Annotated in this window: 24 protein-coding genes; 8 read left to right on the top strand and 16 right to left on the bottom strand. The window is 65.3% G+C overall.

Annotation, left to right across the window (positions count from 1 at the left end; translation table 11 throughout):
* Positions 1–115 precede the first annotated feature (115 nt).
* The 3 genes from CR917_RS03490 to CR917_RS03480 form a co-directional block, all read right to left on the bottom strand.
* Positions 116–2,545, bottom strand: a complete 2,430-nt coding sequence (locus tag CR917_RS03490; protein WP_078481397.1) for a TonB-dependent receptor — start codon at positions 2,543–2,545, stop codon at positions 116–118.
* Between the two features lie 113 nt (positions 2,546–2,658).
* Positions 2,659–3,606 (bottom strand): FecR domain-containing protein, encoded by a 948-nt coding sequence (locus CR917_RS03485; RefSeq protein ID WP_088514350.1) that lies wholly within the window; start codon positions 3,604–3,606, stop codon positions 2,659–2,661.
* Positions 3,606–4,106: a sigma-70 family RNA polymerase sigma factor gene (locus CR917_RS03480; protein ID WP_043863930.1), complete on the bottom strand. Its 501-nt coding sequence runs from the start codon at positions 4,104–4,106 to the stop codon at positions 3,606–3,608. The genes CR917_RS03485 and CR917_RS03480 overlap by 1 nt, the downstream gene beginning before the upstream one ends.
* 236 nt (positions 4,107–4,342) lie before the next feature.
* Here CR917_RS03480 and CR917_RS03475 point away from each other — a divergent pair, with 236 nt between their 5' ends.
* From CR917_RS03475 to CR917_RS03450, 6 genes are all read left to right on the top strand, one after another.
* Positions 4,343–4,921: a TetR/AcrR family transcriptional regulator gene (locus CR917_RS03475; protein ID WP_043863931.1), complete on the top strand. Its 579-nt coding sequence runs from the start codon at positions 4,343–4,345 to the stop codon at positions 4,919–4,921.
* A 156-nt stretch (positions 4,922–5,077) separates the two neighbouring features.
* Positions 5,078–6,154, top strand: coding sequence for an ABC transporter substrate-binding protein (locus CR917_RS03470; RefSeq protein ID WP_052504310.1), 1,077 nt, complete (start codon positions 5,078–5,080; stop codon positions 6,152–6,154).
* Complete coding sequence (locus CR917_RS03465; protein WP_043863933.1) at positions 6,151–6,984, top strand: ABC transporter permease; 834 nt, start codon at positions 6,151–6,153, stop codon at positions 6,982–6,984. The genes CR917_RS03470 and CR917_RS03465 overlap by 4 nt, the downstream gene beginning before the upstream one ends.
* On the top strand, positions 6,981–7,748 hold the full coding sequence (locus tag CR917_RS03460; RefSeq protein ID WP_043863934.1) for an ABC transporter ATP-binding protein: 768 nt from the start codon (positions 6,981–6,983) through the stop codon (positions 7,746–7,748). The genes CR917_RS03465 and CR917_RS03460 overlap by 4 nt, the downstream gene beginning before the upstream one ends.
* 77 nt (positions 7,749–7,825) lie before the next feature.
* On the top strand, positions 7,826–8,380 hold the full coding sequence (locus tag CR917_RS03455) for an OsmC family protein (protein WP_043863935.1): 555 nt from the start codon (positions 7,826–7,828) through the stop codon (positions 8,378–8,380).
* Entirely contained in the window at positions 8,373–9,569 is a 1,197-nt protein-coding gene (locus CR917_RS03450; RefSeq protein WP_058541904.1) for an NAD(P)/FAD-dependent oxidoreductase, read from the top strand. Before CR917_RS03455 ends, CR917_RS03450 begins: the two co-directional genes overlap by 8 nt.
* Here CR917_RS03450 and CR917_RS03445 read toward each other — a convergent pair.
* The gene (locus CR917_RS03445; RefSeq protein ID WP_104571884.1) at positions 9,512–10,576 is read right to left on the bottom strand and encodes a D-cysteine desulfhydrase family protein; all 1,065 of its coding nucleotides are present in this window, start codon (positions 10,574–10,576) and stop codon (positions 9,512–9,514) included. The two genes, CR917_RS03450 and CR917_RS03445, sit on opposite strands and share 58 nt — an antisense overlap.
* Before the next feature lie 126 nt (positions 10,577–10,702).
* Here CR917_RS03445 and CR917_RS03440 point away from each other — a divergent pair, with 126 nt between their 5' ends.
* Entirely contained in the window at positions 10,703–11,599 is an 897-nt protein-coding gene (locus tag CR917_RS03440; RefSeq protein ID WP_054916410.1) for a LysR substrate-binding domain-containing protein, read from the top strand.
* A gap of 19 nt (positions 11,600–11,618) precedes the next feature.
* Here the strand turns inward: CR917_RS03440 and CR917_RS03435 are convergent, their stop codons facing one another.
* From CR917_RS03435 to CR917_RS03400, 8 genes are all read right to left on the bottom strand, one after another.
* Complete coding sequence (locus tag CR917_RS03435) at positions 11,619–12,170, bottom strand: NADAR family protein (protein WP_104571883.1); 552 nt, start codon at positions 12,168–12,170, stop codon at positions 11,619–11,621.
* A gap of 105 nt (positions 12,171–12,275) precedes the next feature.
* A complete protein-coding gene (locus CR917_RS03430) occupies positions 12,276–13,376 on the bottom strand; it encodes a cytochrome-c peroxidase (protein WP_043861868.1) in 1,101 nt (366 codons plus the stop codon).
* Position 13,377: 1 nt separating this feature from the next.
* Positions 13,378–16,173 (bottom strand): TonB-dependent receptor, encoded by a 2,796-nt coding sequence (locus tag CR917_RS03425; protein WP_082405794.1) that lies wholly within the window; start codon positions 16,171–16,173, stop codon positions 13,378–13,380.
* A gap of 118 nt (positions 16,174–16,291) precedes the next feature.
* Complete coding sequence (locus CR917_RS03420) at positions 16,292–17,299, bottom strand: FecR domain-containing protein (protein WP_231390680.1); 1,008 nt, start codon at positions 17,297–17,299, stop codon at positions 16,292–16,294.
* Positions 17,292–17,810: a sigma-70 family RNA polymerase sigma factor gene (locus CR917_RS03415; protein ID WP_043861871.1), complete on the bottom strand. Its 519-nt coding sequence runs from the start codon at positions 17,808–17,810 to the stop codon at positions 17,292–17,294. Before CR917_RS03415 ends, CR917_RS03420 begins: the two co-directional genes overlap by 8 nt.
* 97 nt (positions 17,811–17,907) lie before the next feature.
* Complete coding sequence (locus CR917_RS03410) at positions 17,908–18,879, bottom strand: sensor domain-containing diguanylate cyclase (protein WP_043861872.1); 972 nt, start codon at positions 18,877–18,879, stop codon at positions 17,908–17,910.
* A 4-nt stretch (positions 18,880–18,883) separates the two neighbouring features.
* Positions 18,884–19,891 (bottom strand): response regulator, encoded by a 1,008-nt coding sequence (locus tag CR917_RS03405; protein WP_043861873.1) that lies wholly within the window; start codon positions 19,889–19,891, stop codon positions 18,884–18,886.
* A gap of 56 nt (positions 19,892–19,947) precedes the next feature.
* Complete coding sequence (locus CR917_RS03400; protein ID WP_054916414.1) at positions 19,948–20,859, bottom strand: LysR family transcriptional regulator; 912 nt, start codon at positions 20,857–20,859, stop codon at positions 19,948–19,950.
* A 98-nt stretch (positions 20,860–20,957) separates the two neighbouring features.
* On the opposite strand from CR917_RS03400, the gene CR917_RS03395 reads away from it, so the two are divergent.
* Entirely contained in the window at positions 20,958–21,863 is a 906-nt protein-coding gene (locus tag CR917_RS03395; protein ID WP_104571882.1) for a DMT family transporter, read from the top strand.
* Here the strand turns inward: CR917_RS03395 and CR917_RS27585 are convergent.
* From CR917_RS27585 to CR917_RS03375, 4 genes are read right to left on the bottom strand one after another with little or no spacing between them, the layout of a single operon-like run.
* Positions 21,793–22,866 (bottom strand): DUF6708 domain-containing protein, encoded by a 1,074-nt coding sequence (locus CR917_RS27585; RefSeq protein WP_052504270.1) that lies wholly within the window; start codon positions 22,864–22,866, stop codon positions 21,793–21,795. The two genes, CR917_RS03395 and CR917_RS27585, sit on opposite strands and share 71 nt — an antisense overlap.
* 4 nt (positions 22,867–22,870) lie before the next feature.
* Positions 22,871–23,182 carry a hypothetical protein gene (locus CR917_RS03385; protein ID WP_043861876.1) on the bottom strand — a complete coding sequence of 104 codons (312 nt, stop codon included), beginning with the start codon at positions 23,180–23,182 and terminating at the stop codon, positions 22,871–22,873.
* Between the two features lie 28 nt (positions 23,183–23,210).
* A complete protein-coding gene (locus tag CR917_RS03380; protein WP_043861877.1) occupies positions 23,211–24,008 on the bottom strand; it encodes a nucleotidyltransferase domain-containing protein in 798 nt (265 codons plus the stop codon).
* A 50-nt stretch (positions 24,009–24,058) separates the two neighbouring features.
* Entirely contained in the window at positions 24,059–25,273 is a 1,215-nt protein-coding gene (locus tag CR917_RS03375; RefSeq protein ID WP_104571881.1) for an RtcB family protein, read from the bottom strand.
* Between the last annotated feature and the right edge of the window lie 3 nt (positions 25,274–25,276).

Here is a 25,276-nt window from a genome sequence, read left to right as displayed (position 1 = left end):
AACCCGTCCCAACCCCTGAAGCCATTCCCAAACCTTGCATGGGGAGACGGGTAAAGGCCGCCTGGACATGGCCACGCCATCGGGACTCTCCGAAAAGCCACGCCCAGGCCTTGCATCAGTATTGGTAGCGCAGCGTCACCGCAAAATTGCGCGGATCACCGTAGTACAGGCCGCCGAAGTTGTTCGAAGTGGGCAAGGACTGGTAGTAGACCTTGTCCAGAACGTTGTTGAGGTTGTACTGCACGCTGAACTGTTGGTTGATCTGATAGTGCGCATGCAGGTTGAGCAAGGTGTAGCCACCCTGCTTGATGTCGTACCCGGTCACGTCGGCGGCAGTGCGGCTCTGTGCATAGACATCGCCGCCCACACGCCAGTGGTCGAGGACACCGGGCAAGCGGTAGTCGGTCGCCACCTTGAGCAGGCGGCGCGGGATCTTGCGGTAGTAGTCCGAACCCTTGCTGGCGCCCGCCACATATTCGGGATCGCTATAGGTATAGCCAGCGCTGACATTCCAGTTCTCCAACGGCTCGCCGGAAACTTCCAGTTCGAAGCCACGGTTACGCACTTTTGCGCCTGTTTCATAGCACTTGCTCGTCCCCGTCACACCACAGGTGGGCGACACCGGCAACGCCTCGGGCATGTTCTCCAAGCTCGTTTGGAAGATTGCCAGCGAGGTGTTCAGCCGACCATCGAAGTATTCACCCTTGATGCCGGTTTCGTAATTCTCGCCTTCGATCGGGTCAAGCAAGGTATTGCCGACACCGTAGTAACTCTGTGTCTTGTAGATCTCGGTGTAGCTGGCATACCAGGTGTGGTGCTTGTCCAGGTCCAGCACCAGCCCGGCATAGGGCACCAGCCGGCCATTCTCCCGGTATTGGTCATTGGTGTAGGGGCTGGCCACCTTGTAGTCCGACCAGCTCACCCGCGTACCGACGATCAGGCTCAGGTCATCGGTCAGGCTGAAGCGCGAGGCACCATACAGGCCGCGCTCCTTGCGGGTGTAGTTGTAGTCTGCGCCGATAGCATTGAGGATCGGGCTGGGCAGGGCACTGTAGTCGAAGTCGGTGATGTCGATCGTCGGGTTGTTGGTGGCGCTCTTGATCACCGCGTCGAACTCGTCCTTGCGCGTGTTGGCCCCGAGCATCAACTGATGCTTGCGCCCGAACAGCTCGAAGGGCCCGGTAGCATAGAGGTCCAGGGCGAACTGGGTGTCTTCGTAATCGGCCTGGGAGACGGTCATGCGATAGTTGTCGCCCGCTACCCGGTTCGGGTACGCGGAGAGAAAGTCGGCGTTCGACCAGATCGCATTCATGGCCAGGGTCAACTTCCACTCGTTGTCGAAGGTGTGCGTGAGGTCGCTGAACAGCGTGTAGTTGTTGCGATCCAGATGGGCCCACTTGCCGTTGAGGTTGGTGGAACGCGAAAGCGGATAGAAGGAGCCGTCACGACGAGTGTTCAAGCCGCCCCAGTCATAGCCGTTCTGGTTGTCTTTCTGGAGAGTGGCGCCCACCGTCAGTACGGTGGAATCGTTCAGATCCGCCTCCCCCACCAGGTACAGCAACTGGTTGTCACGCTCGGAGCCGTCGCGATAGCTGTTGGCGTTGTTGTAGTAGGCCACTGCACGGCCGCGAACATTGCCCGTAGGGGTCAGTGGCCCGGAAACATCCACCTGGCCACGGTAGTTGTCCCAGGAGCCTGCCCCCAGCTCCGCGCCCAGACGAAAGTCCTGGGTCGGCCGTTTGCGTACCAGGTTGATCGCCGCCGACGGGTTGCCCGTGCCCTGCATCAGGCCATTGGCGCCGCGTACGACCTCGACGCGGTCATAGATGGCCATGTTCGAGGTGGACATGACGTCCATGGAGTAGTTTTCCGAGATGTTGGTCGGAATGCCGTCATATTGCAGGTCGCTGATCTCGAAGCCGCGCGAGTAATAGGTGGAGCGATCAGTGCCGATCTTGGTGAGGGTGATACCGGTCGCCGTGCGCGCGATGTCGTCCAGGCTCTGGATGTTCTGGTCGTCCATCCTCTTGCGGGTGATCACCGTCACCGACTGCGGTGTTTCCCGCAGGCTCAGGGCGAGCTTGGTTGCCGTGTTGGTCGAACCCGTGGTGTACGAACCGGTGCCCTCGGTCGTGGCGCCCAGGCCCTGCCCGTTGACGGTGGTGGCGCCGAGCACGACCGCGTCCGAGGAACCGTCCTGGACCAGCAGATACCCACCATTGGCCTGGCGCTGAGCGCGCAAGCCGCTATTGGACAGCAGCAGCGCCAGCCCCTCATCGACCCCATAGGCACCATCAAGGCCCGGGGTGGTCAGCGCGTGGATCTGCCGCGGATCGAAGGAAATCGTCACACCCGCCTGCACGCCGAACTGGGTCAGCGCGCTACCCAGCGGGCCTGCGCCGATGTGGTAGGCGATACGGCTCTGGGCGTGAGCCGCAGCAGGCATCAGCACCACCCCCGGCACACTCGCCATCGTCAGGCCGAACATCGCCAGGCGCACTGCGCGGGGCAATGAAATCGAGGGGGAGAAGCAAAGCTGGGGCATGAAATGATCCTTCTGTTGTCTTGGCAGAAATCCGCTGTCATCGCGGCTCCTGTCATTGACGGATGAGAATCATAATCAGCAAGGTGCTCCGCGTATTTTCTGTCAGTGACGGTTCAGACAGCCTCGACACTGACCCAGTAGCGGGTCAGGTAACGCAGCTTCACCGGCAAGGTCCGGGTCAGGTTTTCCAGGACCGCATCTGTATCGTCGATACGGAACGCTCCGGAAATGCTCAGGTCGCGAACCGCCCCGGCGCAGCGCAGCACGCCCGGGCGATAGCGCCCCAGCTCGTCGATGAACTCCCCGAGGCGCCACTCGTTGACACTCAGCATGCCCTGCACCCACGCGGTCGAACCCTGTGCCAAGACACCGGCAGGATCGGCGCGATCAGGATCGAACGCCGCCTGCTGACCGGCCTCCAGACGCACTGCCCGCTCCGGGTGACGGCGAGGACGGAGCTCGACTGCCGACTGCAGCACACCCACGCGGGTCCGGTCCGTCATCTGGCGCACGCTGAAGCGCGTCCCGAGCGCGTGGATGCGCCCGTCCTGGGTCTCGACGATAAACGGCCGCTGCCCAGGATCCTTGGCGGTTTGCACGAGGATCTCCCCGCGGTAAAGACGGATAAGCCGAAGTTGCCCGTCGAAGCTCGCATCCAGCGCGGTGTTGGCATTGAGTTCCAGCTGCGATCCGTCGTCCAGCCGCAGCGAGCGACGCTCGCGCGCGCCCGTGCTCTGCTGAGCGAACAGGCCATGGTTCGCCAGCGGTTTGCCGATCATCCAGCTGCTGCCCCCGACGGCCAGCAACACGCCGAGGATCTTCAATACCTCGCGGCGTTGCGCCTGGGCCGCATCCAGCCCTGACCGGGCGGCATGTGCGGGTACCGTTGCCCATTGCCGCTGGAACGCCTCGACCCGCGCCCATGCCTCGGCGTGCAAAGGATCTGCCCCCAACCATTGCTGCCAGGCCCGGGTGCAGGCCTCGTCCACCCCTGCATCGTTGAGCTGCACGTACCAGGTCGCAGCAGCTTCGAGGGTCCGACGATCGAGCGCCGCGCTCATCAGTTGTCCGCCAGCAGCAGGCACTCGGTCATGGCTCGCACCAGATGGTTCTTCACCGTGGTGACCGAGACCCCGAGGCGTTCGGCCACCGCCACATAGGTCTGCCCTTCCAGCTGCACCGACAGAAAGATCTCCCGGGTACGCTTGCCCAACCCGTCCAGCAGGCTGTCGACCGCCACCAGCATCTCGAGAATGGACAAGCGCACCTCAGGTGATACCTCGACCGGTTCAGGCTTCTGCGCCAGGGCCACCAGATACGCCTGTTCGATCGCCCGTCGCCTCGACTTGTCGATCAACAGCGAGCGCGCAATTGCAGTCAGGTAACCCCGCGGCTCTCGGATCGGCGCGGCGTTGCGTGCCGTCATGACCCGCACGAAGGTGTCCTGGGCCAGATCCGCCGCATCGGCCGAATTGCCCAGGCGCATGCGCAACCAGCCTTTCAGCCAACCGTTGTGTTCGGAATAAAGCTGGTGAAGTGCCAAAGGCTCGAGTGCGGACATAAGGTGGCCACTAAATATGCAAATGGTAATTGATCGCATTATTTAGGGCGAGCGCCGTTCGTGCAAGGGGCAATCCGCCCGCCAGGTGTGCATCTGGCCTGATGATGCCCAGGGCAAACTACGCACCTGCCCCCTCTCCCTGCCCGCGAAAACCCAACCTCCAGCACTTTCCCTGATGACACCCCACCCATTAAGTTGCACTCTGCACCAAACTGATTCAGCCGGAACCGATTTTGATGGAAAGCACACCCCCGACCGTTGCCGCCGAGCGCCTGCTGGAAAGCGCGCGACGGCTGTTCTGCCGTGAAGGCATTCATGCAACGGGCGTTTCGCGCCTGCTCAGCGATGCCAAGGTCGCGCGGCGCACGCTGTACGAGACCTATGGCTCCAAGGAGAACCTGCTGCGTGCCGTGTTCGATCGCGAGGCAGCGATGTGGTTTGGCTGGTTTGACCAGGCACTGCCTCAGCGTACCGACGACCCGGAGCAACGCCTGATCTTTCTGTTCGACCTGCTCGAGGAATGGTTCGCCAGCGGGCGCTTCTTCGGCTGCCTGTTCACCAACGCCGTCGCCGAACACGACAAGTCTTCCAGCTGGGTACGTGACCTGGCCCAGGCGCACTTCGATCGGGTGCATGACCGCATCGAGCAACTGGCCGCGGCCTGCGGGCTGCCGGAACCGGCCTGGGTCGCGCAGCAGATCTCGCTGCTGATCGACGGTGCCATCGCCACCGCGATGGTTTCGCGCAACGCCAGAAGCGCACAGGTTGCGCGCTCGATCCTGCTGACCCTGCTGCGCGAAGCGAAAGCCGCCTAGCCCGCCCCCTGCACCGCTGCCGGTGCAGGCCTCGGCGCCTATATGCTAATGGGGCATAAGCTAAGCTTAAAATATTAGTTCTGCTTATATCGCAGATCTCACATACTTCACGCGCCTACCGAGAACGATCGGTCTACCTGTTTTGGGATGCGTGTGATGAGAGATTTTTTCCAGCGATTGTTCTCCACCAGTGGCGCGCAAGCGACGCCCGCACTCCAGTCCAACCTGAGCCGCCGCTCGTTCATGTGCGCCTGTGGCTGCGGCATGCTGGCGCTGAGCGCCGCCGGCACCGCGCTGCTGGCAGCGGCCAGCAAGGTCGAAGCTGCCACCGGCGGGCCGCTGCTGCGTGTGGGGCACATGCCCGCCGGCTGCGTGTCGCACCTGCTGCTGGCAAAGCTGCGCGGTGATTTTGCGGCGGCGGGCCTGCAGGTGGAGCTGACGCAATTCAACAGCCCAAGCGATGCCCTGCAGGCCTTGTTGGCAGGTCGCCTGGAACTGATGCACGGGCCCTGGACCATGACCGCAGCCGCCTACGCCAAGGGCACCCAGGAGCTGCGCATCATCGGTGGCTCGGGGCAAGGCGGCATCGAACTGGTGGCGCGCAACGGCTCGGTGGCCAGCCTGGATGAATTCATCGCCGCCGCAGGCAGCGGGCTGCGCGTCGGCACCCTGCGTCTGGATACCCTGGAACTGGTGGGCTACGGCTCGATGGCGCGCCACGGCAAATCCTACAACGACTATCAGATGACCTTCTTCCCGAGCATGGCCGGGATGGGCGAAGCCATCGCCAACGGCCGCCTCGACGTGTGCACCCTGGCACAGCCCTATGCCCAGAACGTGGTCAGCACCACCGGCGCACGCTACCTGAGCGACTCCAACGCGGTGTGGGGCCCGGAGGCCGCCGACTGCGTGATCACCACGCAGGTGCGTACCAGCCAGGAACAGGGGCCGCTGCTCAAACGCTACCTGGAACTGCTGCAGGCATCGGCCACTGCGATGAAAGCCGACTTCGACAACGCCATCCAGCAATTGCAGCCGATCTACGGGGTATCCAACGAGGTGCTCAAGGTGGCCCTGGCACGCCAGGCGCCCAACCCGGTCATCAGCCCGGTAGGCGTGGCCGGCCTCAAGCGCGGCGCCGGCTACCTGGTCGAACTCGGCTACTTCACCGACAACCCGATCGATGCGGTTCTCGACCTGCGCCATCAACCTGCTGCCCAGGTGACGGGATGAACCAGGCCGTTCTGACCCTGAGCCGGCAGCCCGACGCACGCCGTGCCCCGCGTTATCTGGGCGCGCTGCGCGACACGCTGTGGTTCCTGCTGGCGTGGGCATTGCTGATCGGCGCATGGGAGCTGGCGGTGCAGTCTGGCTGGCTGGATGGCCGCGTGCTCCCGCCGCCTAGCGTGACCCTGCCGTATGCGTTTTCCGGCGAAGCGGTGGTGGGTTTCGGGCAGCAGCGCAGCGGCTTGCTGGAGGCCTTGCTGGTGACCCTGCTGCGGGTCAGCGGCGGGTTGCTGGCTGGCAGCCTGGTGGCGCTGCTGCTGGCGGTGATCACCACCGAGGTGAAGCTGCTGCGCCGCCTGATCCTGCCGCTGGTGCAGACCCTGGCGCCGATCTCACCGGTGGCCTGGGTCCCCTTCACCATCGCGGTGATCGGCATCGGCGGACAGGCCGCAGTGTTCGTGGTGTTCCTGGCCGTGCTGGGCACCATGACGCTGTCGCTGGTCGCCGCGCTGGATGCCATCGACCCGCAGTACCTGAACATCGCCCGCAACCTGAGGTGCACGCGCCAACAGATCTGGCTGCGCGTGCGACTGCCGGCAATCGCCCCCAGTGCGATGACCAGCCTGCGCATGGCGTTCTTCGGCGCATGGATGGCGGTGCTGGCCGGGGAGATGGCGGGAATCAATTCCGGGTTGGGCTACATGATCATCATGGCCCAGCAGATGTACAACATGCCGTTGGTGATGGTGGGTGTGATGACCATTGGTGTCGTGGGTTTCGTGGTGGATCGCCTGATGCTGTTGCTCGGACGCCGCCTCACCGGGTGGGCGTCATGAGCCGGGGCGCCACGCTGAGTTTTCGTGGCCTGAGCAAGCAGTTCGAAGGCGGCACACGGGTCGAGGTGGGTGACCTGGATATCAAGGCCGCCAGTTTCACCGTGCTGCTGGGGCGCAGCGGGTGCGGCAAGAGCACCCTGCTCAACATCGCCGCGGGCCTGCAGCAACCCAGCACCGGGCACCTGCTGTACGACGGCCAGGCAGTGAGCGGCAACCAGCCCGACAGTGCGCTGATCTTCCAGCAGAACAACCTGTTCCCCTGGATGAGTGCGGTGGAAAACATTGCCATCGCCCTGCTCAACCGCGGGCTGGACCGTGAAGCGGCCACCCGGCGCGCCGAGCAGTTGCTTGCCGACGTGGGCCTGGCCGAATTCGCCCGGCACCGGCCGGCGGCATTGTCTGGCGGCATGTGCCAGCGCATCGCCCTGGCCAGGGCACTGGCCCTGGAGCCACGCCTGCTGCTGCTCGACGAGCCGTTTTCGGCACTGGACGCACAGACCCGGCGCCTGATGCAGGACCAGTTGCTGCGCGCCTGGAACACCAGCGGCGCCACGGTGCTGATGGTGACCCACGACCTGCAGGAGGCGCTGCTGCTGGCCGACCGTATCGTGCTGATGGCCAGCACGCCCCACGGCCGCATCGCCCAGATCCTGGAAATCGACCTGCCGCGCCCGCGCCAGGTGCGCTCGGCGCAACTGCTTGACCTGCAAGAACGGCTGGACGCGTTTCTGACCCACGAAACCCGGCTGGCCGAGCATTTCTAGTCGACACGGGACCTCCCGATTAACTGATTGGCACACGGTCATTCGACCGCCATGCCGCCCCTTGAAGAGCACAGACCATGAGTGAAACCACCCACCGCGTCACCATCAACGGCCTCCAGGCCAACGCCGGCCGAGCAGTTCGCGAACGCATCCGGGCCGATGGCGAGGGTGACATCGCACGCCCGCTCTACCACACCAGTGTGCAGTGGACCGAGGGCTACCAGACCCTCACCAAGGTCAAGTCCGGTGCCGTGCTGCACGGCGACGAGCCCTGCGCCTACGGTGGCGCCGGCCTGGGCGCCACGCCCCAGGAACTGTTGCTGGCGGGTATCGGCAACTGCCTGGCGGCCACCTACATCGGCGGCCTGTCGGCATCCGGAGTCAAGGTCAACAGCCTGGTGCTGGACGTGAGCGGCCGCGTGGATTTCCGCGCCGCATTTGGCGTGACCAGCGGCAACCCGGGCTTTGAAAGCATCCAGGTGCAGGTGTCGATCGATACCGAGGAATCACCCGAGCGCGTGGACGCATTGCTGGCCAAGCTGCTGCCGACCGCGCCGATCCCCGACACCATCATGCGTCCCGTGCCCCTGACGGTGGAGGTGCAACACACCGGCGGCGCCACCCATGGCTGACAACGCGCACAGGGTGCTGGTGGTGGGTGGCGGGCCGGCGGGGCTGTCCTGCGCCTACGAGCTGGTACGCGCCGGCCTGCGCCCGCTGGTGCTGGAGCGCACGCAGGCCGTGGGCGACGTGTGGCGCAACCACTATGACGGCCTGCGCCTGAACACCGGGCGCTGGTTTTCCGGGTTGCCGGGCGGGCGCTTTCCATGGGCGGCAGGCCGCTGGCCGAGCCGCGATGACCTGGCCCGGGTGCTGGCGTCACTGCCGGCCCGGGGCGGCTTCGAGGTGCTGACCGGGTGCGACGTGGAATCGGTCGGCTACCTTCAGGCGCAATCGATGTGGCAGGTGCGCTGCCGTGACGGCCGCGAGTGGCGCGCACCGGCGCTGGTGGTCGCCACCGGTACCTCGTGCGTACCGTCGATCCCGCAGTGGCCGGGGGCACAGCGCTTTGCCGGGCAGATCGTGCATGCCGCGCACTTCGGCAATGCACGTGCCTACGCCGGCAAGCACGTGGTGGTGGTCGGCAGCGGCAATTCGTCCTGCGAGATAGCCAGCCGCCTGGTGCCCCATGCCGCGTCGGTCACGCTGTCGGTGCGGCGCGCGCCGCACTTTCTGCCCAAGAGCCTGTTCGGCGTGCCGCTGGCGGCACTGGGTACGTTGATCCGTCGGCTACCGCCCCGCGCGAGCGACGCGGTGCTGAGCTGGTTGTCGCGGCGCTGGGTCGGCGACCTGTCGGCCTACGGCCTGCCACCACCGGCACAGGGCGTGTCCGGGCTGGGCAGTGTCACGCCGACGCTGTTCATGCCGGTGATCGACGACCTGAAACAGCGCCGCATCAAGGTGGTCGGCCCGCTGCTGGAACTGAACGAGCAAGGCGCCGTGGCCCACACCGGCATCGACCGCACCGAGCGCTGCACGCTGCGCATGGACGTGATCGTTGCGGGCACCGGCTACACCACCGGCCTGGAGGCGCTGATCCAGTACCCCGAGGCGCTCACGGCGGACGGCAAGCCGACCGTGGATGACGACGGCCAGTCGAGCGTTGCGCGGGGCCTGTTCTTCATCGGCTACCGCAACCCCCTGAGCGGGCAGCTGCGCGAAATCGGCCTGCAGGCGCCTGGCGTGGCAAGGGCGGTCAAGGGCTATCTCGACGCCACGCAACTGGCGCCTTGCACCGGCTCGGCGAAGGTTTCCCTGTAGGCGTAAAGCCCCGGGGTGCCACCGGTCATGATGAACAGCACGTTATCGCCGCGGCGATAGCGGCCCTGTCGCAGGTCGGCCAGCAGCCCGGCGAAGGCCTTGCCCGAGTACACCGGGTCCACCAGCACACCTTCGCAGCGCGCCATCAGGCGCACCGCTTCGAGCATGGCCTGGGTCGGCAGCCCGTAGCCTTCGCCCAACTGGCTGCCATCGATGTTGATCGCACTCGCATCGAGGCTTGCAGCATGGCCCAGCAAGGCCAGCGCCTGGCGAGTCAACTGCAGGGTCGTGGCCGCCGCGGCCTGCTGGTCGGCCAGCACCGACCAGGACCTGACGCTCGCCGCACCCCGCCCCAGTACCTCGAACCCCGCCGCAAGCCCGGCATGGGTGCCGGCGCTGCCATTGGGAACCACGACCTCGTCGAATCGCACGCCCATCGCGATTTCCTGCTGCACGATCTCTTCGGCGCAACGGGCGTAGCCCAGGCTGCCAAGCGGCGTGGAACCGCCGGTGGGAATGACCAGCACCTTGCGACCTGCCGCACGCAACTGCTGCGCGCGCGCCTCGGCCGCTGCCAGTGCATCGGCGCCCCTGTCCAGCACCTGCACCCTGGCCCCGAACAGCTGGTCGAGCAGCACATTGCCATTGAGCTCGTAATCGCGATCGGCCCTGGGCACCGCACGGCTGAGGATCAGTTCGCATTCAAGCCCCAGCCGGGCGCACACGGCGGCCGTCAACCGCGCATGGTTGGACTGGATGCCGCCCACGGTGATCAGGGTGTCGACGCCGTTCTTCAGCGCCTCGCCCAGGTGGAACTCCAGTTTGCGCAGCTTGTTGCCGCCACCGCCGACAAGCATGTGGTCATCGCGCTTGAGGTACAGGCCGACACCCATGGCCGGCAGGCCCAGATGGTGCTCGATACGCTCGGCGCGTTGTATGCCGGTGGCGCCCTGCAGCAGATCGGCGCGCGCGAATGCGCCCAGCGCCTGGCTCAGTACATGTCGCATGGGATGACACCTCGTGCTCTGGTTCAATGCCACGGACTATAGGGATAAACTAAAGCGCAATAAACGCACGCCAGGTTAGCAATTGGCTCACTCAACGTTAGTAATCATCACCTCTCGGATCACTCGATGAGCAAGCTCAGGCAGATGGAAGTATTTGTTGCCGTGGTCGAAGCCGGCAGCTTTGCCGGGGCGGCTGCCGCGCTGGGGATGTCGGCGGTGATGGTGGGGCGGCATGTCCAGAGCCTTGAGAAAACCCTGAACACCCGGCTGGTTCAACGCACCACACGCCGGCAGACCATAACCGGCGAAGGCCGCATCTTCTATGCCGAGGCCAGGACCGCCCTGGAGCAGGTCGCCTACGCCTACAACCGGGTAGAAGCCTCCAGCGACGCACCCAGTGGCCTGCTGCGGGTGACCGCGCCGATGACACTGGGGGTATCGCTGGTCGGCCCGCTGGTGACCGAGTTCATGCAGCGCTACCCGCAGGTTCAGGTCGAGCTGATCCTGAGCAACGAGGTGGTGGACCTCTACGAGAGTGCATTCGACCTGGGCTTCAGGATCGCCGAGCTGGTTGACGCCAACCTGGTCTCGCAGCCCCTGCCGCCCTATCAGATGGTGATCTGCGCCGCCCCGAAATACCTCGAGAAGGCCGGCGAGCCGACAACACCGGAGGCGCTCCACGCCCACCGAATCCTCACCCACACCTCCTGGAACAACCGCTTTGCCTGGCCACTCAAGCAGGCTGGCAAAGAGGTGTTCTGGCCCGAGCAGGCGGTGCTTCGCAGCAACGATGGCCAGGTACTGCTGCAGGCCGCCATTGCCGGCAGCGGGATCCTGATGCAGCCGGACTTTCTGGTGGCCGCCGCGCTGGCGAACAAGGAGCTGGTGAGCATTCTGGGGGCGTATGTACCGGCCCACAAACCGGTGCAGATGGTGTATCCACGCTCGAAGAAGTCACTGCCCAAGCTCACTGCCTTCGTCGCGTTCATCCAGGCGCGGCTCGGCTTGCCGAGCCAGCCCTGATCGCAGGGCCGGCGGGCCGTCAGGCCTGCGCCGCGTCGCGCACCTGCATCAGCGCGAAGCCCAGCAGGTTCAGGCCGCGCCAGCGGTCCGGCCGGTGGGCGTTCTGGTCATCCTGCGCCAGGCCGATTCCCCACACCCGGTCCACCGGGCTGGCCTCCACGATCACCCGCGTGCCGGTGCCCTGCAGGAAGGCCCCCAGTTCCGCGTTCTGGGAAAACTTGGCCTGGTTGGCCCGCACCACGATCGCGAAGCGCTCCTGTGCCCACCGCGCCTGGTCGAACCCGCGCACCTGGCGTCCGAGTGCCTTGGCCGCATTGGGATCGGTCGCCTCGATGATCCGTGCCCGCGTCTGTTCATCACCAAACAGCGCCGCCTTCTCGGCCATCATGTAGTGCTCGGCCGACTGGTACGACTGCCCGTCTACCTCGAACGGCGCCACGTACCACTGGCTGAAACACGAGGCGGTGACACCCTTGCGGCTCACCTGATGGCCCCAGAAGAATACGAACTCGGGCCTTTCGCCGGCCAGGTAGCGGGACACCAGGTCCTCGAGCATCTGTGAATCGTTCACGCTGATTGCCTCTCCAATAACACCATTGCAATGGTCATCCGGCCGCAGCACCGAACGGTGCCTGCCGGCCAGGACGGTGATACTACCGCGTAATGCAGTACCCGCTCACAGCGCCTCCAGAAATGCCTTCAACGCCTTCAACTCCACCCGGTCCAGCCCCAGCGCCTCGAACTGTGCCGAGGTGACAGGAAACAGCGGATCGCCCTGCTGCCCAGCCTTCGGCACCGGCCGCGGCATGCCCACGTTATAGAACGCCAGCACCTGATCGAGGCTGCTGGCGAAACCGTTGTGGAACCACGGGCCGGTGCGGCTCACCAGGCGCAGCGAAGGGGTGCGAAAACGCCCCACGTCCGCGGCCAGGCCGGTGACTTCATGGCGACCAAGGTCCTCGCGGCTGCGCCCGTAGAACGTCAGGCCGGCATTGTGAAAACGCTGGTCGCTCATTCCCGGCCCGAAGTGGCAGTTCATGCAGCGCGCCTTGGTGCGAAACAGGTGCAGCCCGTGTAGCTGCTGGTCACTCAGCGCAGCAGTGCGACCGCGCAGGAATCGCTCGAACGGCGTGCGCTGCGCGACCCGCAACAGATCGCGCTGGTACGTCGCCAGGGCTGCGGCAATCTGCTCGGCACCCAGCGCCTGCCCGGGAAACGCCACGGCAAACAGTGCCGGGTAATCGGCGCTGGCACGCAACCGGGCCACCAGTTCGTCGACGCTGAAGGCCATTTCCGCCGGATCGACGACCGGCATCAGCGCCTGGGTTTCCAGGCTGTCGGCGCGGCCATCCCAGAACAGCTGTGGGGCCAGGCCACTGGTGACCACGCTCGGCGCATTGCGCCGGCCTGGCGCACGCCCATGCCCGAACGACACCCGGCGCCCATCGGCGAACGCCAGGTCCGGCTCGTGGCACGAGGCACAGGCGATCTGCCCCGACCGCGACAGGCGCGGGTCGAAGAACAGCGTGCGCCCCAGCGCTGCCTTCTGTTCGGTGTAGGGGTTGTGCGCAGGCGAGGGTGCACGCTCGGGCAGTGGCCCCAGCTCCTGCCAGGCCACGCCGGCGTCCACCTGCGGCGCCGGCCAGTGTGCCGGCGGGCGGCTGTAGGCCTCGCGCAGGCAGGCCGCATCAGCCGATGCACACAGGGGTGCGTGGTGCTGCGCCCACAGGGCCGGGCTGGCCAGCATGAGTGCGATGCCAATCAGGAACAGGCGCATCTCAGAAGGTGTACCCCACTTCCAGCCAGTACTGGCGACCCACTTCATAGGTCGACACCGAATTGCTGTTGACCGTGGCGTTGGCATTGACCGACTTCTTGTCGAGCACGTTGAACACGTCGACGTTGACGAAGATGGCCTGGTCCCGTGCGGTGGGGATACGCCAGCCCAGACGCGTGTCCCAGGTCAGCGCCGCGTCGAATTTCTGCTCTTCCCACACATCCACCGAGGTGCCCCTGTAATCGACGTTGCGCCCGGTGTCGCCGATGCGCTTGTAGCCGGCCCGGTAGCGCCAGAAGTTGCTCCACTGCAGGTTGGCCTGGGGGATGTCGGTGATGGTGGTCAGGCGCGCCGTCCACGGTCGGTTGTAGTTGGTCGCCGGGCGGTCCTGGTAGTTGATGAAGCTGCCCTGGTACTGGATCACGTCATTCTGGTAGTAGGTGTCGTCGGCCTGCACGTAGCTGGGCGAGGAAGCCTTGCTGTCGGTCCAGTTCAGTGCCAGCTGGCCGCCGGTCTGCGTGCCCAGCAGCGTCCAGCGCTGCATCGGCGTCACGGTCAGGGTGTAGGTGTCGGTCTCGCTCTTGCCGTCGTTGGTGTAGGTGGTGTAGTTGCTGGCCAGGTCAGGGTCGGTGGACGGCTGCCCCAGGGTGCGCCCGGACACCTGTACCACCTGGTCACGGCCCTTGCGGTTGACGTACTTGAGGCCGTACTCGATGCCGGCCCACTGCTGCACCACGCCCAGCATCAGCTCGTCGTCATAGGGGATGTCGAGCTGATTGAACAGCGTCTGGTTGCTGCCGTTGGACTTGGTCACCCAGGGTTTGTCGAGGCTCGCGCGGGTTTCGTTGAAGCGCAGGCGGTTGCGCCCGTCCTGCAACTGCCAGCTGGTGACGCTGCGGCCGTAGTAGCGGTTGGCACCGGCACTGAGCAAGGTGGTGCGGTCACCGAACACGTCGTACTCCAGGGAGAAGCGCGGTGCCCAGGTGGTCTTGTCCATGTAGTCGTCACTGTCCACGCGCACGCCGGGGCGCAGGGTCAGCTTGCCCAGGGTGATCTCGTCCTGCACCCAGCTGCCCCAGGTGGTGGTGGTGAAATCGAATTCGCCGGGGGCATAGCGGGTGCGGCTCTTCATGTACTGGCCGGCCCAGCCACTGACGGTCTCGCCCATGTTGCAGGCAACGGTATCGGTCACCCCCGCGCTGTTGGTACAGCTGTTGGTGGCGGCCGGGGCCACATAGGTACTGCTGTCGGTGAGGCGCTCGTAGCGCACGTACTGGCGGGAGAACTCCAGGCCGGTCTGCGGGCGGTGAATGGCGCCCAGCCAGTCGAAGCTGCGCCAGTCGGCATTGAGCTTGTACTGCCAGGTACGCTGCTGCTGTTCGATATCGCCCCAGCCCCCCTCCAGGGTGTTGGCGGTGGTCTTGCTGCCGATGCCCCAGTCCTTGGTGGTCGACTTGCGCCAGGTCCAGTAGTCGGCCGAGTCCGAGGTGCGGCTCTGTTCCTGGCGGCTCCAGGCCAGGGTCTGTTCGACGCGGGCCAGGTCGCCGTCCCACACGGTGCGCAGGTTCAACTGGGTACCGCCAACCTTGTTGTCATAGCCGGAGTTGGCGACGTTGGCCCGGAAGTAATGGCTCTCTTCGGGCGCGTGGGTCACGCTGGTCTCGACGGTGAGCCGGTCGCTGGCCTGCCACACCGACTTGAGGAAGTAGTTGTCGATGCGCCGCTCCTGCTTCTCCTTGTGATAGCCCATCTCTTCGACGTTGTTGTAGGAGTAGAGGCTCAGCGGAATGGTCGAGCGCTTCTGGCTGAAGTTGCCGATCAGGCCGAAGGTGTCAGTCAGGTGGCCTTGCAAGGTACCGCGCACGATGACCTTGTCGAACTCGGGCTGCTCGTCGGGCGAGCCGGAGTTCTCCATGCGCTGCTCTTCCGTCTCGTCGATGTGGTATTTGGTCCAGGCCGAGCGCGTGGTCTGTACCGAGAACTTGCCGTGCAGGGCCTTGGTCGGGGCGCGGGTCTGGGCGTCGATCACCCCACCGTTGAAGCCGCCATAGGCGGCCGGCACGTTGCTGTCCAGAACCGTGATGTTCTCCAGCAGGTCGGTGTCCAGCGCCAGGCCCTGGCTGCGCCCCGGCACCCTGTCCAGCAACTGCACGCGGTCTTCGGCCGGGTCGATGTCGTTGTTCATGTTGATACCGTCGACCAGGAAGGCGTTCTGGTAGAACGCCGCGCCGTTGATGCTGATGTTGGCCGGGGCGATTTCTCCGGGTGTCTTGCTGCTGAGCTGGTTGTCGTCGAACTGAACGTTGGGATGGCTGCGCAGCAGGCTGGTGATGTCGCCGTTGCCGGCCGGCATTGCCTCGATAAGCTCGCGATCGATATGGGTTTCACCCTGTGGCAGCAGCGCCCGTTCGCGGACCTTGGTGTTTTCCAGCTGGATCTGGTCGGCACGCGGACGCACCACCCGTTGCAGCAGCAGCGCGTCGTCGCCGATATGCACCCATTCCAGGTCGCTGCCCTTGAGCAGGATCGCCAGCGCCTGATCGGCGCTCAGCTCGCCACGCACCGGCGGGGCACTGAGGTTGCCCAGCAACTGGCTTTCGACGCTGATCTGCAGGCCGGTCTGCTGCCCCAGCGCCATCAGCGCAGAGCCCAGCGGCTGGCGCGCGATATCGATGCTGTGGCGCGCCGGCTCGTCATCGGCCAGCACCGGCAACGACACTGCCAGCCCCACTGACAGCAACAGCAGGCGCGCACTGCGCCGACGACCCTGCAACGACTCTTGGGTGCGAATGGACATGCTCTGGTGAACTCCCCGTGCGGCGCGAACGATACGCGCCTGTAAATGAGAATCTGTACGATTAACTCAGCGGGGCAATAAACGAACGGCGATGGGGAATTTCCAGAACTTCGTGAATTTATTTTTTCCCAGGCGGCGAAGCGCGCTCACGGATGACCGTGATGTACGGCCCCCATTGCGTCAGCTGCCCGCCCAGCGGGGCGATGGCCAGTTGCAGCGCGCTACCTGGCGACCGCAGGTTCAGCGACGCGGTGATGCGCCGCTGGCCCAGGGCACGGTCCTGCAGCAGCAACACGCCGGGGTAATACGCACGCAGTTGCTCGATGACTTCGGCCAATGGACGGTCGTTGACCAGCAACTGCCATTGGCGCCATGCCGCAACCTGCTCCAGCTGCACCCGGCTGCGCTGCGCCGGGCCCTGGTTCAGCCCCACGCGCAGGCTGTCGCCCGCACCCAGCGCCGGCACTGCCAGTTCGCCGCGCCTGTCACGCACCTGCACCGAGCCGCTCTGCACTGCTACCGACACCGCGCTGCGGCTCAGGTCCACATCGAACGCCGTGCCGGTGACGGTCACCTTCACGTCTTCGGCCTGCACCGTGAATGGCCGCGCGGCGTCATGGCTGACCTCGAAGAATGCCTGGCCCTTGAGCAGCGTGACCGCACGCGCACCCGGCTCGAACGCCACGCGGATGGCGCTGTCGCTGCCCAGTTCGATGTGACTGCCGTCGCTCAGGCGCACCTGCCGGTGCTCGCCCGCCGTGCTGCTGTAGTCGGCCGGCGGTGCACGCCCCACCAGCAACAGCACACAGGCCGCCAGCGCGCTCGCCGCCAGCGCCCGGCGTGGCCAACTGCGCCGGCGGGCTGCCATGCGCGGTGCGGCGGGCACCTGGTGCGCCGTTGGTGGCTCCAGCGGGTCGATGCCGGCGCTCAGCATCCAGACCTTTTGCACCTTGCGCCAGGCCGCCGCATGGCGTTCGTCAGCGGCCAGCCAGCGCGCATGGGCCTGGTGCAGCAGCACGTTGTCCGGTTCGGCATTGCATTGCAGCAGCCAGTCCATGGCGGCCTGCCACACCGGGTCGTCCTTCAGCGAGCCGGGCGTTCGGCAAGACGGGGTGGTATCAGTCATCGGCCAGATGCTCCGCACAGTGGGTCAGTGCGTCACGCACCAGTTGGTGCGCCAGACTAGTCGAAATATTCAAGCGGGCGGCAATTTCCTGAAAAGTCATGTGCTGCAAGCGGTGCATGTGAAAGGCCTGCCGCGCCCGCTCCGGCAGCAGCGCCAGGGCGTCCTGCAGCACACGCAACTGATCGCGGTGCAGGGCCTGATGCTCCGGCGACGGTGCGCTCGACGGCAGCTCATCGAGCCGTTCGCCGCCATCGGGCTGGCGGTTTTCCAGGGTCGTGCGGCGCAGCAGGTCGAACGACAGGTTGCGCACGATGCGGTACAGGTACCCCACCGGGTTGCCCAACTGCGCACCGGCGTCGGCCTGCCCGCAGAAACGCAGCCAGGCCTCCTGCACCACGTCCTCGGCCTGCGCACGGCAGCCGACGATGGGTGCCGAATAGTCGACCAGCGCAGCACGGTGGGAAAGGTACAACTGGAGTTTATCGCTGGGGCAGGACACGGCGACGACCATTGAAGGCAGGAGCGGGTTGGGAGGGCCGCTATTCTGCATTCAATTGCGAATGATTATCAACTGAAATATCAGACCTGCTACTGCGCCTTGAGGTGAGCTAGCCCGCCACCACCGCGGGTTCATGCACTGTCACCCGGTTGCGCCCGCCGTGCTTGGACAGGTACAGCGCATGGTCGGCCCAGGCAATCAGTTCGGCGTGGCTGCTGGAGGGCTGGCTCAGATCGGCCACGCCCAGGCTGATGGTGAAACGGATGTCCTGCCCCTCATGGCTGACGCTCAGGCGTTCGACCGCCTTGCGCAGGCGCTCGGCAAAGATCAGCGCGCCGGCCTTGTCGGTGTCCGTCAGCACCACGCCGAACTCTTCGCCACCGTAACGGCCGGCCACGTCGCTGTCGCGGATCTGCTCGCGAACCACCCTGGCCACCTGGCGAATGACGGCATCGCCCGCCGGGTGACCATAGGTGTCGTTGACCCGCTTGAAATGGTCGATGTCGAACATCACCAGGCTGGTGGCATTGCCATAGCGCTGATTGCGCGCATGCGCCAGTTGCAGGCACTCCTCCCAATGCCCGCGGTTGTACAGGCCGGTCAGGCAATCGGTGCTGGACAGCTTCTGCAACTGCGCGTTGGCGGCCTGCAACTGGTGGCGGTTGGTGGCCACATCGGTCACGTCGTAGATCACCAGGCAGATCTGGCGGATCTCGCTGTCGGTGGAGCGCAACGGCAGCAGCGTGGTGTTCTGGTACATGAAATCCACCTGGCCGGTGATCGGCTGGTAGTTCTTGAACCGCACCAGGTACGGGCGCTGCTCCCAGATGGTGAAAGCCGGGGTGCCCAGGGTCGCGACGCTGTCCACCTTGTGGCTGAACCATTGCCGGTCGACCTCGGGGAACAGGCTGAAGAAGCACTGGTTGTAGGCATCCCTGGGCTGCACCCCCGAGCGGTTTTCCATGAAGGTGTTCCACACCTGCACCCGATGTTCGCGGTCGAGCACCACCACGCCCACATCGATGCTCTGCACGATGCTCAGCAGCCAGTGAAATTCCTTCAGGTCGATAGGATCGCGCATGGGCTCAGTTCATCAGGTAGGCAAGTTTATGGGTCAAGCGCTCGATGGAGTCTTCGGTGAACAGCAACAGCAGGTCGAAACGGATATCGTGCCCTTCCAGGCTGTAGCTGATCTCGACCGCCAGGGTTTTCTGCCAGCGTTGGCCGTTGACCTGGATAAGCTCGTCGATGGTGCCGTGCTGCCCGAGGATCTGCGGGTGGCCCTGGGAGAACACCACGTCGATCTGCTCGGCAATGCTGCTCAGGCACGCACCGATCAATACGCTGGAGAAGTCCAGCAACAGCTCCATGTCGGAATACTCGATGCTCTGGTGGCGCATCAGCTTGGCCATGTCGGCGATTTCCGAATCGTGGAACATCAGCAGGGCCTCGCCGGCGATGCCGCTGCCGATGAAGCCCTGGCAGATTGCCGTGAGCCGCTGGCTGCTGCCCGCGTCGGCCAGCGCCATGTGCAACTCGCCCACCTCGAAGAGGTTGACGCTGGGCACAGGCAACTGCACGAACACGCCCAGCACCTTGGCGATCAGGGCCGCGGCGCGGCCGATGGCGACGTTGACCGTTTCGCTGAACACCTCGCGAAAGCCGATGACGGCAGTCGCCGCACCGGCCAGCGGTGTCGCCGAGCGCTCACCCAGCAGCCCCAGCTGGGCCAGCAGGCGGCGCAGCTCGTCCTGGTCGAAGGGTTTTTTCAGAAACGCCAGCGCGCCCAGGTCCAGCACCCGGCGCACGGCCTCTTCCTGCACATCGCCCGAGATCACGATGACCTTGGGGCTCAGGCCTTCGTCACGCAGCGCAGCCAGCACCTGGTAGCCATCCATGGTGGGCATGGTCAGGTCCAGCAGCACCACCTGGCCCAGGCCGCGGCGTATGGCGTCCATGGCCTGGCGCCCGTCGCTGGCCTCGGTAACCGTCACCGGCCAGTTGGCGGGCAACGCGCGCAGGACCTGCTTGCGGGCCACCATGGAGTCATCGCACACCAGCAAGGACATCGTTGACACAGACGGGGCGCTCATCGAGTGAATATCAATATAAAAAGTAATGGCATCATGCCATGATCCGACGCCAGGTTCTACGTACCTGCGGCGTCAGCGGTGCTGAGCGAATCCACTTGCACATTCCCTGCCAGGCCATCGCGCAGCATCTGCACGAATGCCTCCCGCGCCGGATGTCGCCCCGCCCCCTCGTGCCAGTAGAACAGGTTGTCGACCGCCTTCAGGTCGGCGAACTCGTGCCCGATCCACCCTGCGCCCTGGCGGTACTGCTCGTAGATGCCGCGCGGCACCAGTGACACCCCGGTGCCGGCGCTGACGCAGCTGACTATCGCACCGTAGCTGCCGATGCCCACGATGGGCAGCTTGTGCCCCTGGGCCTGCAGCCAGTGCTCCAGTGCCGCCCGATACGGACAGCCTTCAGGCCACATGAACACGGCCTTGCCCACCAGGTCCGCGGCGCTGCGCAGCGGCCCCAGTGACGGTGCGCCGATCAGCAGCAGGTCTTCCTGGTACATCAGGGTGCGACGCAGGTGCGGGCGCTCGACATCCACCGCCACGATCGCACCATCGAGACGGTGGTTGAGCACATCGTCGAGCATCTGCGACCAGGTGCCGGTGCTCAGCTCCAGCGTCACCTCGGGATAGCGCGCATGGTACTGCGCCAGAAACCGCGGCAGACGCCCGCTGGCCGAGGACTCGATGGCGCCGATGCGCAAGCGTCCGGATGGTTTGGCGGACGGCGCCAGCGCCTGCCTGGAGGCCTCGGCCAGGGCCAGCATCTGCGTGGCATAGGGCAAGAAGGTTTCTCCCGCCGGACTGATCACCAGCCCGCGCCCGCGGCGATGGAACAACGGCACGCCCAGCTCGGCCTCCAGCGCCTTGATCCGCGCCGTGATGTTGGACGGCACGTAGTGCAGCACCTCGGCCGCACGGGCAATGCTGCCGGTGTCGTGGACGGTCTTGAACATGCGGATCTGCATCAGCTCCATACATCACCCAAAGTGAACGATTGGCTCAGTATAAGTCGATTGTAGTGAGCAGTAGGTGTTCCGATACTGAGCGCACCCGCCCTTCGGAAGCCCACCCCATGACCCGCCCCAGCTCACTGAAAATTGCCTGCGCCGTACTCTTCGTGCTGCTGTGCTGGGCCTACTCGCCCACCGGCATCCGCCTGGGCTTGCAGGGCTATGCGCCCACGCACCTGGCGCTGGCGCGCTTTATCGTGGCGTCGCTGTTCATGGCGGTCATCGCGCTGCTGCGCGGCATCACCCTGCCCCGGCTCAGGGACGTGCCCACCCTGCTGTTGCTTGGCCTGTTCGCGGTCAGCCTGCACCATGTGGCCATCAACTACGGCCAGCGTGGGGTCAGCGCCGGGGCGGCCAGTGTGCTGGCGCAGTCCACGCCGCTGTTCAGCCTGCTGATCGCGCACTGGGTGTTCAAACAGGTGGCCGGGGCCTGGCATTGGGGCTGCCTGCTGCTGGGCATGGCCGGCGCGGCGATCGTGGTGGCCGGCGATCGCGGGCTCGGCCAGTTCGACCCGCACGGGTTGCTGATTCTGGTGGCGGCATTGTCGTGGAGCATCTATTTCGCCCTGCAGAAACACCACGGCCACCGCTACGACGCGCTGACCATCACCTGCTACACCGTATGGTCGGGCACTGCATTGCTGATGGTGTACCTGCCGGGGCTGCTCGACGACCTGGGCCACGCGCCGTCCCAGGCCAACACTGCGGTGCTGGTGCTGGGGGTATTCCCCAGCGCGCTGGCCTACCTGGCCTGGGCCTGGGTACTGCGCCACTGCGAGGTCACCCGGGTGACCCTGGCGCTGTACCTGATACCCGCCTTCGCCATGCTGATCGCCGCAGCGCTGCTGGGCGAGCGGCCCTCGGCTTCGGTGATGCTGGGCGGGCCGTTGGTGCTGATCAGCGTGCTGGCGCTGAACCTGAGGCCGCCTCGGCTGCCGGTTCAGCCGGGTCGCCAAACTTCACATTGAAGTAGTCGAGCAGGGTCTGGCCACGACGCAAGGTACTGCGCACCTCTTCGCTCTGCGCCAGCAGTTCGGCGCTGGGCCTGGCATGCTGTTCAGCCGGCAGCGGCGTCGACCACGCCTTCACTTCAGGAGGTATGCCCGCCTTGGGCCGGTTGTTGACCCAGTGCGAGATATGGCACGGCAAGGTCCAGCCGCCGAAGGCCTGCACAAACAGAAAGCCAAACCAGTGCTGCCACCACGGGAAGTTGTCGCGATAGCCCTGGCGGGCCATGTGGAAGAACGCCACGGTGCCCTCCTCGAACTCTTCATCGGGCGCTGGCGGCAGGCTCGCCGGGCCCTCTTCCATGTACACCCGGATCGCTTCCCATTCGGCAATCGCCGCGCCCAGGTGGCCGCTGGGCACGTTGATCCACAGCACATTGCCGGTGTCGGCCTGACGCAGGCAGAACATCAGGTTGAAGGCGGGCAGCACGGCGTACTCGGTGACGGTGCGCCCCGCGCTGACGCAGGCGATCACCGACTCCCACGGCACGAAGATCGGCGCCGCGCCCCGAGTGGGCACGAACGCCACCTCGCGGCGCTGGCGGTTGAAGCGTATCGGCGGGTGAATCGTCACCTCGCGCATCACCCGCCAGAACATCCCCGCATACAGCAACGACAGGCAGGCGATGAAGCCCCAGATGAACCCGTTGGCCATGAAGTCGGCGAAGGTGCTCCAGAACGGCTCCACATGGCGGCGTGCCCAGGAGCCGAGCAAGGCAGTGAGCATGAAGCAGGTAACCACGCCCATCACCGAGGCGATGCCGCAGCGCGCCATGAACTCGAAGTTGCCCTGGCCGATGGCAAAGTCCAGGTACACCTCGTTGGATTCGCGGTGCAGGTTGCGGCTGCTGTAGGCCGGCATGCCGGTGGGGATCGGCAGGGGCGAGAGGTAGACGATCTCGGTGCCGGCCACCCGCTCGAAGTCACCGGCGTGGGGCAGGCGTTCGTATTTGCTGTCGGTCATCGAGCTATTCCTCTTCCAGCGTCAATGGCCGCGCCATGTCTTTGATCCAGTGCCACAGGATGTAGAAGATGGGGCTTGCGCAGCAGACACCGATCAACAGCAGCCCGACAGCATTGTTGAGCAGCTGGCGCGGGTTGCACTCCAGGGGGCCGCTGTTGCCCTTGCCCATGCGCACACAGCCATGCTCCGGATAGGCCATGACATAGGCGCCCCAGGCAAACAGCGCGGCCAGCAGGGCGAACAGCAGCATCAGGCCCACCTCGGTATCGCGATTGCCCAGGCGCTCCCAGCGTTGCGCCAGCCGCAGGTTCAGCATGCGTCGACATCCTTGTTCATACAGGCTCCTATGAAAAACGGCGCACAGTATCACGCAAATAGTCGTCGAGCAGTTTTACATCGCCGTGGGGCCTGGGCAGTGCCGGGGCGGCTCCCCCTCGTGCCAGCTCGCTCTCGATGAACTGGTGCAGCAGTACGCGGCGAGGCCCGTAATCGGCTTCGCTGGCGATGCGTTTGACGCGAAGCAGCTCGTCCAGGTCGGCCAGCAGCAGCGGGTCGTGCAGGGTCGCCTCCACCAGTTGGGCGAACGCGGTGGGCGGCATGCCCAGGCCCTGTTCGATCCAGCGCACCGCCAGCAACGGGCGCAATACGTAGAGGTACTTCTTCAGGCGCACCTCTTCGCCCTGCAGGTAGATGCGAAAGTTCTTGGTAGCCATCGACAGGTAGTGGTGAAACGCCGCCTGCGGCGAATGGAACTGTCTGGCCAGGCCGCGCAAGGCTTGCAGCGCCCCCGGCTCGGCGCGGTACACCAGCGGCGAGTCGAGCCATTCGAGCAGGGTCGGGTTGGCATTGCGCAGCAGGCGCAGGGTCTTGCGCAGCTCCCAGCCACTGATGTCGAGTTCGTCGGTGAGCGGGCGCTCGATCACGTCGCGTGGCTCGTCGATGCGCAGGTACCAGTCCTGGCGGTGCACGTAGATGAAGCGCACGTCGAAGTCGCTGTCGGTGGAGGCAAAACCCCAGGCGCGGCTGCCGGATTCGCAGGCGTAGAGCACGCGCACGTCATGCTCGCGCTCGATGCGTTGCAGTTCTTCGAGTACCCAGCTGCGCATCGCACTGGGCAGGGGGTGACGGTCTTCCATGTTCATGTTCGAATCCTCGTTGTACCCCTTCGCCGGCACGGCCGGCGAAGAGGCCATCAGCCTTTCACACACACCACCTGACGCAACGTGTGCACCACTTCCACCAGCTCGCGCTGCGCCGCCATCACCGCATCGATGTCCTTGTAGGCCATCGGGATCTCGTCGATCACGTCCTTGTCCTTGCGGCACTCCACATGCGCGGTGGCGCGCACCTGGTCCTCAAGGGTGAAGGCCTGTTTGGCCCGGGTACGGCTCATGACCCGCCCGGCACCGTGGCTGCAGGAGCAGAACGATTCCTCGTTGCCCAGGCCGCGCACGATGAAACTCTTGGCGCCCATCGAGCCCGGAATGATCCCCAACTGGCCCTTCTGTGCCGACACCGCGCCCTTGCGCGTCACCAGGATCTCCTGGCCGAAGTGCTGCTCTTTCTGCACGTAGTTGTGGTGGCAGTTGACCCCCTGCAGGTTGGCCTCGAACGGCTTGCGGATGAGCTGGCGCGTTGCCTCGATCACCGCGTGCATCATCAGCGCACGGTTCTGCCGGGCAAAGTCCTGGGCCCACTCCACCGCCTGGACGTAGTCGTCGAAATGTCGGCTGCCTTCCTCGAAATACGCCAGTTCCTTGTCCGGCAGGTTGGCGATGTGCTGGCGCATGTCGGCCTTGGCCATCTCGATGAACAGGTTGCCGATGGCATTGCCCACGCCCCGCGAGCCGCTGTGCAGCATGAACCACACGCGGTCGGCCTCATCCAGGCACACCTCGATGAAGTGGTTGCCGCCGCCCAGGGTGCCCAGGTGCTGGCGATTATTGGTCTTCTGCAGTTGCGGGTACTTGTCGGTGATCGCCTTGAAACGCCCGGCCAGGGCCGACCACGCCTGATCGGCGACGGTCGGTACGTGGTTCCACGCGCCCTGGTCGCGCCGGCCGAAGGTCTTGCCGTGGGGCACTGCCTTCTCGATGGCGCTGCGCAGCCCTTGCAGGTTGTCGGGCAGGTCGGCCGCCACCAGCGAGGTGCGCGCCGCGATCATGCCGCAGCCGATGTCCACGCCCACCGCCGCCGGGATGATCGCGCCCAGGGTCGGGATCACGCTGCCAATGGTCGAGCCCTTGCCCACGTGCACATCGGGCATCACGGCCAGGTGCTTGAAGATGAACGGCAGGCGCGCGGTGTTCATCAGTTGCTGGCGTGCGTCCTCGTCCACCGGCACGCCCTGTGTCCAGAGCTTGATCGGTTTGCCGTTGGCCACTTCGAGGATGTTCATGTGTTTCATCTC

The organism is Pseudomonas sp. BRM28, from assembly GCF_002939405.1.
Lineage (GTDB): Bacteria > Pseudomonadota > Gammaproteobacteria > Pseudomonadales > Pseudomonadaceae > Aquipseudomonas > Aquipseudomonas palmensis.
The sequence above is the reverse complement of the archived record's forward strand: the minus strand, read 5'-3'. Positions and strand labels throughout refer to the sequence as shown.